The organism is Hymenobacter norwichensis DSM 15439, assembly GCF_000420705.1.
GTDB classification, from domain to species: Bacteria; Bacteroidota; Bacteroidia; order Cytophagales; family Hymenobacteraceae; genus Hymenobacter; species Hymenobacter norwichensis.
On record NZ_ATVL01000009.1, the window covers coordinates 45,882 to 64,848 of the forward strand.

The 18,967-nt window shown below is 56.0% G+C and carries 10 protein-coding genes; 9 read left to right on the forward strand and 1 reads right to left on the reverse strand.

Features of this window, described 5'->3' with window-relative positions; translation table 11 throughout:
* Positions 1-29 precede the first annotated feature (29 nt).
* The gene (locus G536_RS28150; RefSeq protein ID WP_033370398.1) at positions 30-1,208 is read right to left on the reverse strand and encodes a LacI family DNA-binding transcriptional regulator; all 1,179 of its coding nucleotides are present in this window, start codon (positions 1,206-1,208) and stop codon (positions 30-32) included.
* A gap of 337 nt (positions 1,209-1,545) precedes the next feature.
* On the opposite strand from G536_RS28150, the gene uxuA reads away from it, so the two are divergent.
* The 9 genes from uxuA (at position 1,546) to G536_RS28160 (ending at position 18,946) form a co-directional block, all read left to right on the forward strand.
* Entirely contained in the window at positions 1,546-2,802 is a 1,257-nt protein-coding gene (uxuA, locus tag G536_RS28155; RefSeq protein ID WP_245575841.1) for a mannonate dehydratase, read from the forward strand.
* Between the two features lie 39 nt (positions 2,803-2,841).
* The gene (locus G536_RS0115315; protein WP_022824485.1) at positions 2,842-4,938 is read left to right on the forward strand and encodes an alpha-glucuronidase family glycosyl hydrolase; all 2,097 of its coding nucleotides are present in this window, start codon (positions 2,842-2,844) and stop codon (positions 4,936-4,938) included.
* 23 nt (positions 4,939-4,961) lie between these two features.
* Entirely contained in the window at positions 4,962-5,774 is an 813-nt protein-coding gene (locus G536_RS0115320; RefSeq protein ID WP_051166986.1) for an SDR family NAD(P)-dependent oxidoreductase, read from the forward strand.
* Between the two features lie 37 nt (positions 5,775-5,811).
* Positions 5,812-8,949 (forward strand): SusC/RagA family TonB-linked outer membrane protein, encoded by a 3,138-nt coding sequence (locus G536_RS0115325; protein ID WP_084708681.1) that lies wholly within the window; start codon positions 5,812-5,814, stop codon positions 8,947-8,949.
* A gap of 165 nt (positions 8,950-9,114) precedes the next feature.
* Positions 9,115-10,914 (forward strand): RagB/SusD family nutrient uptake outer membrane protein, encoded by a 1,800-nt coding sequence (locus tag G536_RS0115330; RefSeq protein ID WP_245575842.1) that lies wholly within the window; start codon positions 9,115-9,117, stop codon positions 10,912-10,914.
* A 351-nt stretch (positions 10,915-11,265) separates the two neighbouring features.
* The gene (locus G536_RS0115335) at positions 11,266-13,218 is read left to right on the forward strand and encodes a sialate O-acetylesterase (RefSeq protein WP_022824489.1); all 1,953 of its coding nucleotides are present in this window, start codon (positions 11,266-11,268) and stop codon (positions 13,216-13,218) included.
* A gap of 193 nt (positions 13,219-13,411) precedes the next feature.
* Positions 13,412-15,100, forward strand: coding sequence for a sodium/sugar symporter (locus G536_RS0115340; RefSeq protein WP_022824490.1), 1,689 nt, complete (start codon positions 13,412-13,414; stop codon positions 15,098-15,100).
* An 87-nt stretch (positions 15,101-15,187) separates the two neighbouring features.
* On the forward strand, positions 15,188-16,282 hold the full coding sequence (locus G536_RS0115345; protein WP_022824491.1) for an endo-1,4-beta-xylanase: 1,095 nt from the start codon (positions 15,188-15,190) through the stop codon (positions 16,280-16,282).
* A gap of 81 nt (positions 16,283-16,363) precedes the next feature.
* The gene (locus G536_RS28160; RefSeq protein ID WP_022824492.1) at positions 16,364-18,946 is read left to right on the forward strand and encodes a glycosyl hydrolase 115 family protein; all 2,583 of its coding nucleotides are present in this window, start codon (positions 16,364-16,366) and stop codon (positions 18,944-18,946) included.
* The last annotated feature ends 21 nt before the right edge of the window (positions 18,947-18,967 follow it).

The window sequence follows — 18,967 nt, forward strand, 5'->3', positions numbered from 1 at the left end:
CGTAGCGCTGTATTTGTCGGGGCATGTTGCTAGAGCTCAAGCTGGAAGAAACTTTCAGCTCCTTTCAGGGAAGATTGCCGGATAATCAGGTCGCCGGTAACTACAAATGTGCGCGCCTGAAATGCATCTTGCTGCTGTACTTGCTCCAAAAACAAGCGCGCCGCGTGCTGGCCCACGCGGTAGGGGTGCAGGTTGATAGTAGTAAGACTAGGTTCTACCAATGCCGCCAAAAACTCATTGCCGAAACCGGCCACGGCCATGTCCTGGGGTACGCGCAAGCCACGTTGTTTGAGGGCCTGTATGAGGTCAAAGGCATTGCGGTAGTTGATGGCGAAAATGGCATCGGGCGGTTGTGGTAGTGCTAGCCACGCATCCAGTGCCGCCACCGCCGAGTTGGGTTGGAAGTCGCTGTGAACGACATACTCTGGCTGGATAAGTTGATGGTAGTGGCGCAATGCATTCTGGTAGCCTCCAATGCGCTGTTTGCTAATCAGCAACGACTCGGGCCCGGCCAAAATAGCAATGCGCTGGCAGCCTTCCTGAATAAGATGCTCAGTTACGGCGTATGCGCCACCCCAGTCGTCGAGTACCACCTGAGCGCTGTTTATTTCGTTGCATACCCTATCAAAATGCACAATGGGAATGCCCCGGCTGGCGTGCTGCTTGACATGGTCGAAATTTTCGGTTTCGCGCGAGTGGCAGATGAGAAGCCCATCTACCCGGCTGGCAATCAAGGCCTGCACATTGCTGACCTCCGTGGCGTACGATTCCTTGGACTGACAGATGATAACCCGGTAGCCCGCCTCGGCCGCTACTTGCTGAATCCCGCTAACAGCCGTGGCGAAAAATGGTCGCTCAATGTCGGGAATAACTACGCCAATGGTATTGCTTTCACTGCTCTTTAGGCTCTGCGCCAATAAATTAGGCTGGTAGTCGAGCTGCCGGGCTACCTCTATAATAGCTTGCCGAGTATTCAGGTTGATATCAGAATGCCCGTTCAGCGCCCTCGATACAGTGGAAGGTGCTACGCCCAATACCTTAGCTACGTCGCTAATGGTAGTTTGGCGAATCTTTCGATCAGGTAGGGGCTGTGATTTAGGATCGGTGAAATGAGAGTGGCAGGCTTTGCAGAAGAAACGTTGCTGCCCCCGAATAAACCCGGCTCTGATGACTTCACCAACCGAGTTGCACTTCAGGCATTTGATCATAGAAAAAATGGTATTATTGGCAAACACCACAGAAGAGGGTGGGAGGGGAAGGTAACGGGGCGGTTCGATTATTCTAAGATAATCTAACAAAAAAATAATTAAGTGCAACTATTTAATTGCTATCTACCGAAAACGTTTTCGGTAACGATTCCGGTAGTTTAATTTAGAAAACAATACATCTGAGCGTTTTTTGTCGCTAGAAAATATTTTCTATTGCTTTACCTTCGAGAGTGAGCACTCGCTACAACTCTGATAACAGCTTATTAAACGTTTTTAGAGTCTTGTATCGAACCTGTTGCAGTCGAAAATCAATAATTGTGCTTTTTTAATAATCCCGATGCTGAATACAATGCGCTGGTTCGGCCCTAACGACCCAACTCCTCTGTTGGCACTGCGGCAGGCTGGTTGTGTGGGAGTAGTCACGGCGCTCCATCAGTTGCCAGTAGGGGCGGTGTGGCCTGTCGAGGAAATTCAGCGGCGCCAGCAACTTGTTGAAGCAGACAACGCGCAATCCTCTCCTTTGCACTGGGCGGTAGTAGAAAGCCTGCCCGTACACGAAGACATCAAGAAAGGACTGCCAACTCGCGCACAGTACCTAGAAAACTATAAGGAGTCGTTGCGTAACCTAGCGGCTTGCGGAATCCGTACGGTGTGCTACAACTTTATGCCGGTGCTGGATTGGTCGCGTACCAATCTGAGCTACGAAATGCCTGATGGCTCCCGGGCTTTACGGTTTGTATGGCAGGATTTCGCTGTTTTTGACTTGTGCATCTTGCAGCGCTCTGGGGCCGAGGCCGACTATGAGCCCACCGTAGCAATGGCTGCCCGCGAGCAGTTTACAAGCATGAGTGAAACCGCAGTAGCTGAACTAACCAATACGGTGCTGCTCGGGCTACCAGGTTCGGAAGAGGCTTTTGAGCTGTCTGGCTTTCAAGCGTTGCTGAATGAGTACGCAGCTATCAGTGCCGATGTATTACGCGAAAATCTTTACTATTTCCTGCGTGAAGTAGGGCCTGTTGCCGAAGAGGTAGGCGTCAATCTCTGCATCCACCCCGACGACCCGCCGTACCCGTTGCTGGGTTTGCCTCGCGTAGTAAGCACGGAAGCCGATCTGCAAGGGTTGCTAGCCGCTTACGATTCGCCGGCAAATGGCCTCGCATTCTGTACTGGCTCCCTGGGCGTCCGCCCCGACAACGACTTACCTGGTATAGTGCAGCGTTTCGGTTCCCGCATTCATTTTGTACACCTGCGGGCCACTAAGCGCGAAGAAAACCCGCGCAACTTCCATGAGGCCGACCACCTCACTGGCGATGTGGATATGTATGCTGTGGTGAAAGCGCTGGTGCAAGAGGAGCTACGCCGTGCCCAAAGCGGCAACGGTAACCCCGAGCTACCTATGCGCCCCGACCACGGCCATCAAATGCTTGACGACCTGCAGAAACGCACATACCCTGGCTACTCAGCCATCGGTCGGCTCCGGGGGCTGGCTGAACTGCGCGGGTTGGAATTAGGTATCCGCCGCGCCTTACTAGAGGTCAAGCAATACCCGCCGGAGCGGCACTTCGCCGATAGTTCGGTGTCCCGCTTCGTGTAAATACTCCGCTCTTCTTTGCTGCCCTGCCTTCCTCACCTTATGCTACTTCGTTTTCTGCTGCTTGTTTCGCTTTGCGTTGGCACCCATTTGCAGGGCTACGCCGACGATGGCTACCGCTTGTGGTTGAAATACGACCAATTGGCAGATGCCAAGCTGCGCGCCAGCTGGCAAGAGCAGGTGCGGGGCATTGCCGTAGGTGGTTCCAACGCTACCCTGCAAACAGCGGCGCACGAGCTGCAACTCGGGCTGCAAGGCTTGCTGGGCCGCCCGGTGCCGGTAGCGGCATCGGGTGGTAAGGGCTACGTCCAATTACGGGTGGCCGCCGACCCCACGCTAGGCAAAGAAGGCTACCGAGTAGTTACCGAAAAGAACGGCCTAGTAATTACCGGTCCCTCGGAAGCCGCGGTGCTTTACGGCTGCTTCGCGCTACTACGCCACGTGCAAACCGGTCAGCTGCCTAACAAGCTGGCCCTAACTAGCCAGCCCCGCATTCAGTATCGGATGCTTAATCATTGGGACAACCCTAACGGCACAGTAGAGCGTGGATATGCAGGCTCCAGTATCTGGAAGTGGCAGGAGTTGCCTGAGGTAATCGACCCGCGCTATCAGGATTATGCCCGGGCCAACGCCTCTATAGGCATCAATGGCGTGGTGCTCAACAACGTAAATGCCAGTGCCCGCTACCTCACCGACGAGTACGTGCGAAAGGTAGCCGCTGTGGCCGGCGTATTGCGGCCCTACGGCCAGCGGGTGTATCTGTCGGTGTTCTGGGCCGCGCCTAAGGTTATTGGTGGCTTGCCAACTTCTGATCCGCTTGACCCCAAAGTGAAAGCTTGGTGGGTGGCCCGGACCAACGAAATCTACAAGGTTATTCCCGACTTTGGGGGCTTTCTGGTAAAGGCCAACTCAGAAGGGGAGCCCGGCCCGCAGGACTACGGCCGCACTCACGCCGATGGGGCTAACATGCTGGCCCAAAGCCTTGGCAGCCACGACGGTATTGTTATGTGGCGCGCTTTCGTGTATAAAGCTGGCAGCGGCGACCGGTTCAAACAAGCCTACGAAGACTTCAAACCGCTTGATGGCCAGTTTGCCGATAAGGTGCTGGTTCAAGTGAAAAACGGCCCGATTGATTTTCAGGCGCGGGAGCCATTTCATCCACTGTTTGGAGCTATGCCGCGCACTCCTCTGGTGCTGGAAGTGCAACTGACCCAAGAGTATCTGGGCTTTGCTACCCACCTTGTGTATCTGGGGCCGCTTATCAAAGAGTGCCTGGAAGGAGACACTTACGCGCAGGGCAAGGGCTCAACGGTGGCCAAGGTGGTAGATGGCAGCCTAGACAAGCATAACATTAGCGCCATTGCCGGCGTGGCCAATATCGGCTCCGACCGGAATTGGACCGGCCACCCCGTAGGACAGGCCAACTGGTACTCCTACGGACGGCTTGCCTGGGACCACACGCTCAGTTCCGAAGCCATTGCCGACGAATGGACTCGTATGACCCTGACGCGGGAGCCTACCGCTGTGGCCGCCGTAACGCAAGTGCTCAATCAGTCGCGCAATATATACGTGCGCTATACCATGCCGCTGGGCCTGCATCACATTATGGGTCAGAATCTGCACTACGGTCCTGAGCCTTGGCTAGCGAAAAGTGCCCGCCCTGATTGGACAGCTGTGTACTACCACAAGGCTGATGCCGAAGGACTAGGTTTCGACCGCACTGCCACCGGCTCTAATGCCTTGGCCTTGTATTCACCGGGTGCTCAGCAGGTGTGGGCAAGTCCGGCTACCTGTCCGGTTAATTACCTGCTCTGGTTTCATCATGTGCCCTGGACGCAGCCACTCAGCACCGGCCGTACCCTCTGGAACGAACTTACCACCCGCTACTACACCGGCGCCGACTCGGTGCTTTGGATGCAGCGGCAGTGGGAGCAAGCCAAACCGTCCCTCGACCCGGAATTATATACCGATGTGGCTGCTCGGCTGCGCGTGCAGCACCGTGAAGCCCTGTGGTGGCGCGATGCCTGCGTGTTATATTTTCAATCTATCGCCAAACAGCCTCTTCCACCTGGGCTGCCTCCTCCAACCCGGCCGCTCACCGACATCAAGGAACTGGTTGACATCTATCAGTTGCGCTAATCATTTGCTTACTCCTTTTTCTTATGGCACACACTAATTCCCTACTTTCTCCTCCCTTACCTAGCGGTCAGCAGCAGCAGTTGAACCCATTTTCCTTGGAAGGCAAGCTGGCCCTCGTAACGGGTGGTGGTACGGGCATCGGGCTAGAAATTGCCCGTTGCATGTCTACGGCTGGGGCAACCGTAGTCATAACTGGTCGCCGCGAAGAGGTGCTGCAGGGTGCTGTAGCTGAACTTGGTGAATCGGTGCGTTACCTTACCAACGACATTTGCGAACTTGACCAGCTGGATGGCTTAGTTGAGCATATTGAGGCCACCTACGGTCCTCTGGATATCCTGGTCAATAATGCCGGGGTAAACATGAAAAAGCCTGCTCTCGAAGTAACCGACCAAGAATTTAGCCGCATTATCCACACCAACCTCAACGCCGTGTTTGCCCTCACACGGGCCTGTGCCAAGCGCATGGTGGAGCGTGAAAGTGGCGTGATTCTCATGATTTCGTCGATGGCTGCCTATTATGGTATCGATAGGGTAGTGGCTTACGCAGCTTCTAAATCGGCGGTGGAAGGCATGGTGAAAGTGCTGGCTTCAGAATTCTCCAAGCACAACGTGCGGGTGAATGCCATTGCGCCCGGCTTCATTGAAACCGAGATGAGCCGTACCGCTATGAACTCTGACCCCGACCGGCGCGACCGAGCTATGCGCCGCACGCCCATGGGTAAGTTCGGTCAGCCCGAGGATATCGGTCATGCCGCTGTATTTTTGGCCTCCGAGGCTGCGCGCTACATCACCGGGGCTTCTTTGCCCGTCGATGGTGGCAATTCCATTGGCTTTTAATTTCGACTTTACCTTCATTTCAAAATTCCTACACACTATGTACACACCATTACGCAACACGGCCTTGGGCCTGAGCTTGCCGCTTTTTGCGGCTGTGGGGCTGCCCAGCGCCAGCCTATTCTTACCAGCCGCACCAGCGATGGCGCAAGCTGCGCAAACGATTTCTGGTCGAGTTGTTAGCGCGGAAGGCAACGAAGGCCTGCCGGGCGTCACCGTGCTGGTAAAGGGCACTACCAACGGGGTTTCCACCAATGGTGACGGCGGGTTTTCGTTGTCGGCCCCGGTGGGGAGCACGCTGGTATTTAGTGCTATTGGTTTCGTTAGCCAAGAGGCCGTTGTTTCTGGAACTACAGTAAACATTACGCTGGCTACCAACACCAAGGCCCTGGACGAGGTAGTGGTGGTAGGGTACGGTACGCAGCGAGCCGAAGCAGTAACTGGTTCGGTGGCTTCCATCAGTGGCGAGACTTTGCGCGAAGTACCCACGGCTAACATCTCGCAGGCCCTGCAAGGCCGGTTGCCGGGGGTACAAATTTCCCAAACCTCCTCCCAGCCGGGTGCCACTACCCAAATCCGGATACGCGGAACTCGCTCTCTTAACGCCACCAACGACCCCCTAATCGTACTGGACGGGATTCCCTTCCCGGGTTCCATCGGCGACATCAACCCCAACGATATCCAGAGCGTCGACATTCTGAAAGATGCCTCGGCTACGGCCATCTACGGGTCGCGGGGAGCCAATGGCGTAGTTCTGGTAACCACCAAAGGGGGTAAGAAAGGGCAAAAGGCCCAGCTAACCTACGATGGGTTTGTGGGCGCGAAAACCCTTTTCTCCCCCTACCCCATGATGAACGGGCCAGAGTTTGCGGCGCTTCGCAAAGCAACGGGCTTGTATAATAATGGGCAACCCTTATACAGTAACACTCTAGACGAATCCGATGACGTCGATACCGATTGGCAGAAGCAATTGTACCGAACCGGCATTCAATCCAACCACAACGTAGGGGTAACTGGTGGTACGGAGAACGGGCGGTACAATTTCAACGCGGGGTATTATCAGGAAGAAGGAGTCATTCCTACCCAGCAGTACACCCGCTATTCTGTTCGTGGCTCGCTTGACCAAGGCGTTGGCAAATATGTCCGCTTGGGCTTCACTACCAACAATACCTATAGCCTAACGGAAGGCTCCAACGTGGGGGTGTATGGCGCCTTGACTTCCTCCCCAATCGCCAGTCCGTACAATGCGGATGGGACGCTGAGAAGAACCATCCGAATGCCCTTGGATGAGCAGTGGGTAGCTACCAAGCAGGTGGTAGAAGATAATGCAGACCGATGGCTGAGTCAATCGAGAAACTTTGCCAGCTACAACTCGCTCTTCGGTGAATTCAGTATGCCCGGAGTCGATGGGTTGAAATACCGCCTCAACCTGGGTGTAAACTATCGGGCGGGCCAGGGTGGTAGCTATACGGGAGAGGGCATCAACTCGGCTCTCGCTACGAATCCTTCTACGGCATCCACCAGCAACTCGCTGACCACGGACTACACCGTTGAAAACATCTTGTCCTACGACCGTACCTTTGGCGGGAAGCATAATATCAATGCGTTAGCCTTGTATTCTGCCTCCAGCAACACGTTCAATCGGTCGCAGATTAATGCCCGGGATATTCCTGCCGACGCCTTTCAGTTCTATAATCTGGGCCGGGCGGCCGGCGAAATCATCGTAAACCCCAACGACCAGCAGTATACCAAAACCGGTCTGTTGTCTTACATGGGCCGGGTGATGTACTCCTACGATGACCGGTACCTGCTCTCCGCTACGGTCCGTTCGGACGCCTCCTCCCGGCTGGCCCCCGGCTATCAATGGAATACCTACCCGGCCGTTTCGGTCGGCTGGAACATCGCCAAAGAATCATTCATGCAGAATGTTTCGGCCGTCAACATGATGAAGCTGCGGGTTGGCTACGGTATAACGTCAAACCAGGCCGTTGCCCCCTATTCCACCCTGGGCCGCCTGGACGCCCGCCCCTACAATTTTGGCCCTACCGGCTACCAGACGGGCCTGTTTGTGAGTGTGGCGCCCAACCCTACCCTGGGCTGGGAATACTCTAAAACCTGGAACTACGCGTTGGATTTCGCGGTCTTGAAAAACCGGCTTTCGGGTACCGTGGAGTACTACGTCACCAACACCGAAGACCTGCTGCTGGGGGTGGCATTGCCTCCCACCAGCGGGGTGGGTAGCTTCACGAACAACATTGGCTCCACGCAAAACAAAGGCATAGAGCTTTCGTTGAACGGGTTGATTTTAGACAATGCCAACGGCTGGACCTGGGAAGCGGGCTTCAACTTGTATGCCAACCGCAACAAGATTACGGCGCTGGCCGGGGAGCAAGACCGGGACGAAGGAAGCTGGTGGTTTGTGGGTAAACCGATCAACGTAGTCTTTGATTACGAAAGAATCGGGCTGTGGCAAGAAAACGACCCGTACAGAGCCATTCTGGAGCCATCTGCCGGCAACCCTAATGCCACGATTGGGATGATTAAGGTGAAATACACCGGCGATTATAACTCGGATGGTACCCCCACCCGCCCCATTGGCACCGCGGACCGACAGATTCTGGACGTAAACCCCGACTTCCTGGGCGGGTTGAACACCCGGGTGGCGTACAAAGGCTTTGACTTGTCCGTCGTGGGGGCCTTCCAAAGCGGCGGCCTGCTCAACAGTACCATTTACGGTTCGGGGGGCTACCTCAACTTGCTGAATGGTCGGCGCGGGAACGTAAAAGTGGATTACTGGACGCCGGAAAATACGGATGCCAAATATCCCCGGCCCGGTTCCCTGGCCAGCGGCGACAACCCGAAGTACGGCTCGACGCTGGGCTATTTTGATGCCTCCTACCTGAAGGTGCGCTCCATCTCACTGGGCTATAATTTCAACAATATGGCGTGGCTGAAGAATGCCGGCGTGAACCGCCTGCGGCTGTACGCCACGGCCCAGAACCCCTTCGTCTTCTTCTCGCCTTATAAGAAGGAATCGGGCATGGACCCGGAGACGAACTCGTTTGGCGACCAAAACGCGGCCGTGCCCCTGTCCGGCAGCCTGAGCCGCATCCTGACGCTGGGCACCAACGCCCCGGCCACCCGCGCCTTCATTGCCGGGCTCAACCTCACCTTTTAAGAAAAGATCAACATGAAAGCCTTTAACATAAAATTCTTTATTGGCGCGGCCGTCATTTCTATGTCTGCCGCTGGGTGCAAGGATCTTTTGGAGGAAGAACCCCGAGGCCTTTACACCCCCGGCTACTTTCAAACCGAAAGAGGGGTTGCGGGTGGCTTAACCTCGATGTACGCGCACTTGCGCAACATCTACGGCAATGCGTACTACTATAATGCGACGCTGACCGGCACCGACGAGGCAACCTACGGCCGGGATGCCGATGAGAACTTTCTGGCCATGGACCTCTCCGGCCGAGCGCCGCTCAGCGCCAATAACAGCCGGGCCGATGCGTTGTGGGGAGCGGCTTTTCCGAATATCAATACGGCCAGTGGTATTATCGAGAGTGCCAGCGCCGTCGGCACCGTTTCGCCGGCGTTGATTGCCGAGGCGAGATTCTTCCGCGCCTTCGATTACTTCATGCTAGTCCAAACGTTTGGCGGAGTGCCCCTGGATTTGGGCTCGGGAGAGTTGAAGTTCAATATCAATCCTATCAGAACCTCGGTCCGCAACACGGTGCCCGAGGTCTATACCAAAGCCGTTTTTCCTGATTTGCTGCAAGCCATTACGGATTTGCCGGCGAATCCACGGGTTGTAGGAGGCGCCACCAAAACGCTGGCCCGCCTTTATCTGGCTAAAGCGTACCTGACCTATGCTTGGTGGCTGGAAAACCCAAACAATATTCCCACCTATCCGGCAGCGCCTAGAACCGATCCGGCCGGTCGTGACGCGCGGTATTATTACCAGCAGGCCTACGATGTGGCCACGGCTGGTATTGATAACCCCGGTCCGTTCCGTTTGCAGCCAACGTACTACGATGTCAACGTGGGCACAAATGACCGCAATTCGGAAATGCTGATGTTTGCCGACCACACCGAATCCAGCGAGTTATACAATGGCGGCAGCATCAGCTTTGGTAGTGGTGGTTCTCCGGACAACTTTGCCGGCTGGATGATGACGTGGAACTATACCAACATCCGCAGCTACACCAATGCGAATGGCACCGGGGGCGTCAATTCGGTGCAGCGGGAAGCCGCGCAGGCGTTGGGCCGCCCGTGGAACCGGATGGCGCCGACCATTGGCGCCGTCGAGAACACCTTTGCTGACAAAACCAATGATTCGCGCTACGATGGTACGTTTACCACTACGTACCGTGGCAACTGGCCCAAGGCAGGCGTTACGAACGCCACCTTGTACAACGCCAACAACCTGCCGGTGACCCCAGGTGGTGCCATCCTGACTTTCTTGGACACAGAACCGGCTACTGCTATTACGTACCCTGCAGGACCCGGCGCGAGCAATGTAGGAGCCGGTACCCTACCCAACCGAGCCGATTATGTGATTTCGCCGCGCGGAATCAGCCGGATTGTGTATCCCGGTCTCTGGAAGCTCGGCCCCTATCGTACCGACAACGGGACGGGCTTAGGGCAGCCGAATGCCGGCAGCACGCGGCCGTTTAACGTGGCCAAGTTCTCGGAGCTGTACTTCGTAGCGGCCGAAGCCGCCGTAAAAGGAGCCACTACCAAATCGGGTCAGAGCGCCCGGGAATTGATTAATGTCATTCGGGCCCGGGCCGGTAAGTGGCGTTTCGACCAGAACGGCAACGTGGCCAAGGTGCAGGATAACAGCGCGGCCATGGTGGCGGCCACGCCGACCACGATAGACATCAACTACATCCTGGCCGAACGTTCGCGCGAATACTATGCGGAAGGGTACCGGTGGTTTGACCTGGTGCGCACGCAGAAATGGAATGAGTTAGCTGGCACCTACCGTATTGGGGGCACTAACTACGGCGACCACACCCCTCAAACCGTTACGCGCACCATCGAACCGTATCACTATCTGCGCCCTATTCCGCAGTTCCAGATGGAGCGTTTGGACATGTCGGCAGAAGCAAAAGCTGATTATCAAAACCCACGCTACCAATAGACTGACAAAACAGGGCTGAAGGGAGTAGCTACTTACTACGCACAGCTAATCTTTTCGCCCTGTCTTTCTCTGAAGCATTATCTTCCTTGAAGAAGCACAAACGAAGCGTCGCCTGCTGACGAAACTGATAACTACGGTTGCACTAACACACTTGCCACGCGTTACGCAGCAATTTTTTGGAAGGAAACTGCTCGCAGGAAGATAAAGTGATGTAAAGCTCTAACAGCCTGCAGTAAGTGCCCCTGTTAGTAGATCGGTTGAAATAAGCCGTGATTTCGCTCTGAAATCACGGCTTATTTATGAGGGGGTACTATGTAGCAGCTTAGTCAGCTCACTAGCTTTAATAATCTTATGATGAACAATACGTTGAAGGTTTCACTGCTGCTGGCTATGGTCGCCGCGCAGCAGGCTACTGCCCAAGTACGCCTACCACGCTTAGTGAGCAATGGGATGGTCCTCCAGCGTGAGCAGCCGGTGCGCATCTGGGGTTGGGCCGCGAAAGGGGAGAAGGTAAGCGTGGCCTTCCAAGGTAAAAGCTACCAGGCCACTACCGGCCCCGATGGGCAATGGCACGTGTCGTTACCCGCTATGAAAGCAGGTGGGCCTTATGAGCTGAAAATCAAAGCCAGCAATGAGCTGAGCGTGAAAGATATACTGGTAGGCGACGTGTGGCTGCTGTCAGGACAGTCGAACATGGAAACCCCCATGAGCCGCCTGCGCGACAAGTACCCTGAGGTAATTGCTCAGGCTGCCAACCCACGCATTCGGCAGTACGAAGTACCCATGAGCTACGCTTTCCAGAAGCCCCGCACCGACGTAACCGGCGGCAAGTGGATTGCTGCCGACCCGCAAACCGTGCTTCAGTTTTCAGGTGTGGGCTACTTTTTCGCTAAAGAAATCAACGCCAAGTACCAAGTGCCAGTTGGGTTGATAAAGGATGCCGTGGGCGGCTCACCAGCCGAAGCTTGGCTGAGCGCAGACGCCTTAAAGCAGTTCCCGACCTATGAGCAGCAAGGCGCCAAGTACAAAGACAGCGCTATGGTAGCCGGCATCCGGCAGCGCGAAGGGGCGGCCGTGGCCAACTGGTACAAGCAGCTCTACCAAGCCGACCAAGGCGAAGCGCGCGGCCAGCACAAATGGTCGGCCCCCGACCACGACGCCAGCAGCTGGGCTACTATGAACGTGCCCGGCTACTGGGCCAGCCAGACGCCGATGGGCATGGTAAATGGCGTGATGTGGTTTCGGAAGGAAGTGGAAGTGCCGGCCGCTATGGTAGGGCAGCCCGCTCGCCTAGAACTGGGTACGCTGGTGGATGCCGATTCCACCTACATCAACGGGCAATTGGTGGGCACCACTGGCTACCAGTACCCGCCCCGCAAGTACGAGGTGAAACCGGGAGTGCTGAAGGCGGGCAAAAACGTGGTGGTAGTACGCCTCATCAATAACGGTGGGCGCGGCGGCTTTACGCCCGAGAAAAACTACCAGCTAATAGCCGGCGGCCAGACCTTGGATTTGCGCGGCCCTTGGCAGTATAAGTTAGGCGCCACCATGTCGCCCACGCCAGGCACTACCACGTTTCAGTACCAGCCCGGCGGCCTCTTCAACGGCATGATTGCGCCGGTGCTGCCTTACGCCATCAAGGGTGTACTCTGGTATCAGGGGGAAAGCAATACCGGCCACGCACAGGACTACCAAGCCTTGATGACTAGCCTTATCAACGATTGGCGTGCCCATTTCCAGCAACCCAAACTGCCATTCCTGTACGTACAGCTCGCCAATTTCATGGCCGTGAGGCCTGAGCCAACCGAGAGTGGTTGGGCGGCCGTGCGCGACGCCCAGCGCCGTACCCTGACCGTACCCTACACTGGTATGGCCGTCATTACCGATGCCGGCGAGTGGAACGATATCCATCCCCTCGATAAACAAACCCCCGGCCACCGCTTGGCGCTGGCGGCTCAGAAAGTAGCCTACGGTGACAGCAAAGTGGTTTCGTCGGGGCCGTTGTACCAGACAATGCAGGTGGCTGGCAACAAAGCCACGCTTAGTTTTGCTAGCACCGGCGGCGGTTTGGTAGCCAAAGGTGGCGAACCCCTAAAGGGTTTTGCGGTGGCTGGCCCAGACAAGAAATTCGTGTGGGCGCAGGCTCGGATTGATGGCAACAAAGTGGTGGTGTGGAACGACCAGGTCCCGAACCCGACCGTGGTGCGCTACGCCTGGGCCGACAACCCAGAAGGCGCCAATCTTTATAACAAGGAAGGCCTGCCGGCTTCCGGCTTCACCACCGAGCAAGTAGCCATGCGCTAAGCAGTAGCCCCTAATGGGGTTGCCTCAGAACAGCATCTGAGATAGAGCTGCCGCACCATGCAACTAGCTTCTGTTTCGCTTTGACTTTAGATGGTGACTTCCAGCTAGCTGCTGATTGCTGCGCGCAGTGGCTGCTAAATAGTACTTCCGTTTTTTCGTATCCGTTGCCAGTTTTGGTGGCTTATAACTTCTCATGCAGCACCAACTTTCCACACTAGACTACGTCGTCTTTTTCATTTATTTCCTGATTGTATCGGGGTACGGCATCTGGATCTACCGCCGCAAAACCGGCCACGATGGCACCTTGGAAGGCGACTCCAAAGACTACTTCCTGGCCGAAGGCTCCCTGACGTGGTGGGCCATTGGCTCGTCGCTGATTGCCTCCAATATCTCGGCTGAGCAGTTTGTGGGCATGTCGGGCTCGGGCTTCAAGATGGGCTTGGCCATTGCCACCTACGAGTGGATGGCGGCTCTTACGCTCATTATTGTGGCCGTGTTCTTCATTCCGGTGTACCTGAAGAACAACATTGCCACCATGCCGCAGTTTCTGCACCAGCGCTACAACGGCACGGTGGCCATGATTATGGCCGTGTTCTGGTTGGCTCTCTACATTGTGGTCAACCTGACCTCGATTCTCTACCTCGGGGCCATTGCCATCAGTAGCATTGCGGGCCTCAACCTGGAGTTCTGCCTCTATGCACTAGCTATTTTCGCGGTGATTATCACGCTGGGCGGTATGAAGGTTATCGGCTTCACCGACGTGATTCAGGTGTTCTTCCTGATTCTGGGCGGTTTGGCTACCACTTACTTGGCCCTGAACATGGTGGCCGACCACTACGGCCAGTCGGGCGTGGTAGCGGGCTTCAACCTGATGACCGAGCAAGCCGGGGACCATTTCCAGATGATTTTCAAGCGCGACAATGAGAACTACATAGACCTACCCGGCCTCACGGTGCTGCTGGGCGGTATGTGGATTGTGAACTTGAACTATTGGGGTTGCAACCAGTACATCACCCAGCGCGCCCTCGGCGCCGACTTGCCTACTGCCCGCGGCGGGCTGCTGTTTGCCGCGTTTCTCAAGCTGCTGATGCCGGTGATTGTGGTGCTGCCCGGCATTGCCGCCTACGTGCTCTTCAAAGCCGATGTGTTTGGGGCCGCCGAGTTTGGCTCGGGAGCCGACCTAAACCCGGACCGTGCGTATCCGGTGTTGCTCAACATCTTGCCGGTGGGCCTGAAAGGGTTGTCATTTGCGGCCCTCACGGCGGCCGTGGTAGCCTCGCTGGCTGGTAAGGCCAACTCCATTGCTACCATCTTCACCCTCGACATCTACAAGAAAGTACTCAACCCCGAGGCTTCGGAGAAGAAGCTGGTGAACGTGGGCAAGATTGCCGTGGTAGTGGCCATGATTCTGGGCGTACTGATTGCGCCGCACCTGGGAATCGACAAAAAAGGCGGTTTCCAGTACATTCAGGAATACACGGGTTTCGTGTCGCCAGGCATTTTTGCCATGTTCATTCTGGGCTTCTTTTGGAAGAAAACCACCTCTACGGCGGCCCTGTTTGCCACCATCGGCGGTTTCTTGCTCTCGGTGCTGCTTAAGTTCCTGCCCACCTTCGCCAACCTCTCCTTCCTGGCACCATTCGGGTTTGCCGTGCCCAACGCGGCCGGCGTCTACGAAATCCCTTTCCTCGACCGGATGGGCTTCGTGTTTGTCTTCTGTATCATCATGATGGTGCTAATTAGCCTACTGGAAACTAGCCGAGGCGTAAAAACCAACGGCCTGGAAGTGGACAGCAGCATGTTCAAAACTACCCGTGGCTTTGCTATCGGTTCTATCACCATCATGGTGCTGCTCACGGTGCTCTACACCATCTATTGGTAAACATCCGCTCAGCTATTTCGCTCGTGAGGGCAAGTTGCCGCCCGTTGCAAGGAGGTGGTAGCTTGCCCTCATGCCGTTTCTGATTCTATGAAAATGCCCCGTTTTACCTTCTCCCAGCTAGCAGTGGCCACCCTGCTTACAGCCAGTACAGGCCTGCTGACCAGCGAAAAGCCCGCACCCGAAAAGGGTCTCAAAGACTATTATAAGCGCTATTTCCCGGTGGGTGTGGCCGTGGGTCGGGCTCAACTGCAAGGCTCCGAAGCCGAGCTAATCAAGCAGCAGTTCAACAGCGTGACGCCCGAAAACGCCATGAAGATGGGCCCCATTCACCCCGAGGAAAACCGCTACTCCTGGAAGGATGCCGACGACATTGTGCAGTTTGCGCAGGACAACAAGCTCCGAGTACGCGGCCATAATCTGCTGTGGCACGAGCAAACTCCTAGGTGGCTGTTTAAGAATGCCGACGGCACAACGGTCAGTAAAGACGTGTTGTTTAAGCGCCTCAAAAGCCATATTGATACCGTGGTGAAGCGCTACAAAGGCAAGATTTATGCTTGGGATGTGGTCAACGAGGCCATTTCCGACAACCCCACCGAATTCCTGCGCAATTCGGAATGGTACCAGATCTGCGGCGACGAATTTATTGCCAAAGCCTTCGAATATGCCCACGAAGCCGATCCGCAGGCTGTGTTGTTTTACAATGACTACAACACCGAGCGGCCCGAGAAACGGGAGCGAGTGTACCGGCTGCTCAAGCAGTTGAAAGACGCCAAAGTGCCCATTGATGCAGTGGGGTTGCAGGGGCACTGGTCGTTGCAGGAACCCACGGAAGCCGAACTGCGCAAAGCCATTGAGCAGTATGCCTCGCTGGGCCTCAAGGTGCAGATTACCGAACTCGACGTATCCATTTACCCTTGGGAAAAAGAGCGGCGGGCCCGTCGCCCCGACGAGTCGGATGCCTACACGCCGGAGCTAGAGCAGAAGCAGGCCGAGCAATACAGGATGTTCTTCCGCGTCTTCCGTGACTACAAGAACGTACTGACCGGTGTCACCTTCTGGAACGTGTCCGATAAATACAGTTGGCTGGATACGTACCCTGTACCGGGCCGCAAAAACTACCCACTACTTTTTGACCAGAACCAGAAGCCTAAAAAGGCTTTCTGGGAAGTTGTGAAGTTCTAACTTATTCTCTTCCTCATGCTGCCTATCATGTTTAGTGTCACTCACCGCGCTTCTATTATCAGGTTTCGTCAACTGCTGATTATGGTAGCTGTCTTGCTAGCCGCTCTTCCGGCCTGGGCTGGCCCCACTGTGCCGGGCTCCGAAGTGTACGTTTCGGGCAAGCAAAGCAAGGGTAGCTTTCAGTTGGCCGCAGGTGGCAAAGCCGCACCCCTGTACGCCAGCGCCCAGGATTGGCCGGGCGTACTGCGGGCCGCCACGGATTTGCAGGCCGACGTCAACCGCGTCACCAAGCTCACGCCAACCCTGACCACCGACAAAGCTCCGGCCGGCAAGGAAGTGGTGCTGATTGGTACGCTAGGCAAAAGCCCCCTGATTGATGGGTTGGTAAAAGCTGGGAAACTGAATGTTGCCGGCTTGGCCGGTAAGTGGGAAACCTTCGTGCTGCAAGTGGTGGAAAAGCCGCTGCCAGGCGTAGAACGGGCGCTGGTTATTGCTGGCAGCGACAAGCGTGGCACCATTTTCGGCATTTACGATTTGTCGCAGCAGATGGGTGTATCTCCTTGGTATTGGTGGGCCGATGTACCCACCAAGCCACAAAGTGCGCTGTACGTGGCCGCCGGCCGCCATACCCAGGGCGAGCCGCAGGTGAAGTACCGGGGCATTTTCCTCAACGACGAAGCGCCAGCCCTGAGCGGGTGGGCCAAAGAGAAATTTGGCGGCATCAACTCCAAAATGTATGTGCACGTCTTCGAGTTGATTCTGCGCCTGAAGGGCAATTACCTCTGGCCCGCCATGTGGGGCAACGCCTTCAACGACGACGACAAGCAAAGCCCGGTGCTAGCCGACGAATACGGCGTGGTGATGGGTACGTCGCACCACGAGCCTATGGTTCGGTCCCAGCAGGAGTGGAAGCGCTTCGGCAGCGGCGCCTGGAACTACCAAACCAACGAGAAAACGCTCCAAGACTTCTGGCGGCAGGGTATCAAGAACATGGGTACCAAGGAAAGCATCGTAACGGTGGGTATGCGCGGCGACGGCGACGAGCCGATGAGCGAGGGTAGCAACATTGCCTTACTGGAAAAGATTGTGGCCGACCAGCGCCGGATTCTGGCTGAAGAAACCGGCAAGCCTGCCACGCAAACTCCGCAGCTCTGGGCCCTCTACAAGGAAGTGCAGGATTACTACGACAAGGGCATGCGCGTGCCCGACGACGTAACGCTGCTGCTCTGCGACGACAACTGGGGTAACCTGCGCAAGCTGCCAAAAGCAGGGGAGAAGCCCCGCGCCGGCGGTTATGGCATCTACTACCACTTCGACTACGTGGGCGGGCCTCGCAACTACAAGTGGCTCAATACTAATCCGCTGCCGCGCATCTGGGAGCAGATGCACCTGGCCCACGAGTACGGTGCCAACCAAATCTGGATTGTGAATGTGGGGGACCTGAAGCCCATGGAGGTACCGATCAGCTTCTTTCTCGATTACGCCTGGAACCCCGACAAGATTAAGGCCGAGCAGGTGGCCACCTACACCCGGCAGTGGGCCGCCCAGCAGTTCGGCGACCAGCATGCCACCACTATTGCCGACATCTTGGCCAAGTACGCCAAGTACAACGCCCGCCGCAAGCCCGAGCTGCTCGACGCCAACACCTACAGCCTGGCTACCGGCGAGTGGGCCACCATAGTGGCTGAGTACAACACGCTCCTAACCCGCGCCGAAGCCATCAACCAGAAGTTGCCCGCCGCCGCCCGCGACGCCTATTACCAGTTGGTGCTGCATCCGGTACAGGCTTGTGCTAACCTCAACGAGTTGTATTACACGGTAGCGCAGAACCGGGAGGCCGCAAAAGCCGGCTATTCTACGGCTAACGCCCTAGCTGAGAAAGCCAAAGCCCTGTTTGCCAAAGACACCGAAATAAAGAATCGCTACCACGCCCTGGCGGGTGGAAAGTGGAACCACATGATGGACCAAACCCACATCGGCTACACCTACTGGCAGCAGCCGCCCGTGGATAAAATGCCCGAAGTAGTGACGCTGACCGCCGACAAAATCACGGAACAGGCGAAACCTGAAGTGCAAGCGGCAGACTACGGCAACCAGTTCGTTTCGATTGATGCGGAGCAGTACACGCAAGCGGTGAATGCGGGCTCTATCACTTGGCAGCGTCTGCCCGACCTCGGCCGTACCGCAGGAGCTGTTACTACATTTCCGGTTACGGCTGTGCCAACCGCTACACCTGGTGGCACCAGCCCACACCTAGAATATCGTATCACCGCCACCCAAGCTGGTTCTGCAAGCGTACGGGCTTACCTGGCTCCCACCTTGGATTTCATTGGAGTCCAAGGCCTCCGCTACGCTGTGTCCATTGATGATGAGGCGCCGCAAATTGTTAATCTGCATACCGGTTTGGTGGCTGATAACGGCAACCGCCCCTGGGAAAAAGCAGTAGCTGAAAGCATAATGATCAAAGAAACCAAGCACACCATTGCTAAGCCCGGTGAGCATACATTGAAGTTCTGGCGCATTGACCCCGGCGTGGTGCTGGAAAAAATAGTAGTTGACTTTGGCGGTATGAAACCCAGCTACCTCGGCCCACCCGCAACTCCCGGGGGTACCTCCACATCACCCAAGTCTTCTCAAGCAAAAGGGAGCCTAGGGCAACGTTGAGTAACTGACTAGTTTAGTTGC

Coding starts and splice junctions, on each gene's coding strand:
- G536_RS28150 (WP_033370398.1), bottom strand. CDS start 1,208: ATGATCAAATGCCTGAAGTGCAACTCGGTTGGTGAAGTCATCAGAGCC.
- uxuA (WP_245575841.1), top strand. CDS start 1,546: ATGCTGAATACAATGCGCTGGTTCGGCCCTAACGACCCAACTCCTCTG.
- G536_RS0115345 (WP_022824491.1), top strand. CDS start 15,188: ATGAAAATGCCCCGTTTTACCTTCTCCCAGCTAGCAGTGGCCACCCTG.
- G536_RS0115315 (WP_022824485.1), top strand. CDS start 2,842: ATGCTACTTCGTTTTCTGCTGCTTGTTTCGCTTTGCGTTGGCACCCAT.
- G536_RS0115325 (WP_084708681.1), top strand. CDS start 5,812: ATGTACACACCATTACGCAACACGGCCTTGGGCCTGAGCTTGCCGCTT.
- G536_RS28160 (WP_022824492.1), top strand. CDS start 16,364: ATGGTAGCTGTCTTGCTAGCCGCTCTTCCGGCCTGGGCTGGCCCCACT.
- G536_RS0115320 (WP_051166986.1), top strand. CDS start 4,962: ATGGCACACACTAATTCCCTACTTTCTCCTCCCTTACCTAGCGGTCAG.
- G536_RS0115340 (WP_022824490.1), top strand. CDS start 13,412: ATGCAGCACCAACTTTCCACACTAGACTACGTCGTCTTTTTCATTTAT.
- G536_RS0115330 (WP_245575842.1), top strand. CDS start 9,115: ATGTACGCGCACTTGCGCAACATCTACGGCAATGCGTACTACTATAAT.
- G536_RS0115335 (WP_022824489.1), top strand. CDS start 11,266: ATGATGAACAATACGTTGAAGGTTTCACTGCTGCTGGCTATGGTCGCC.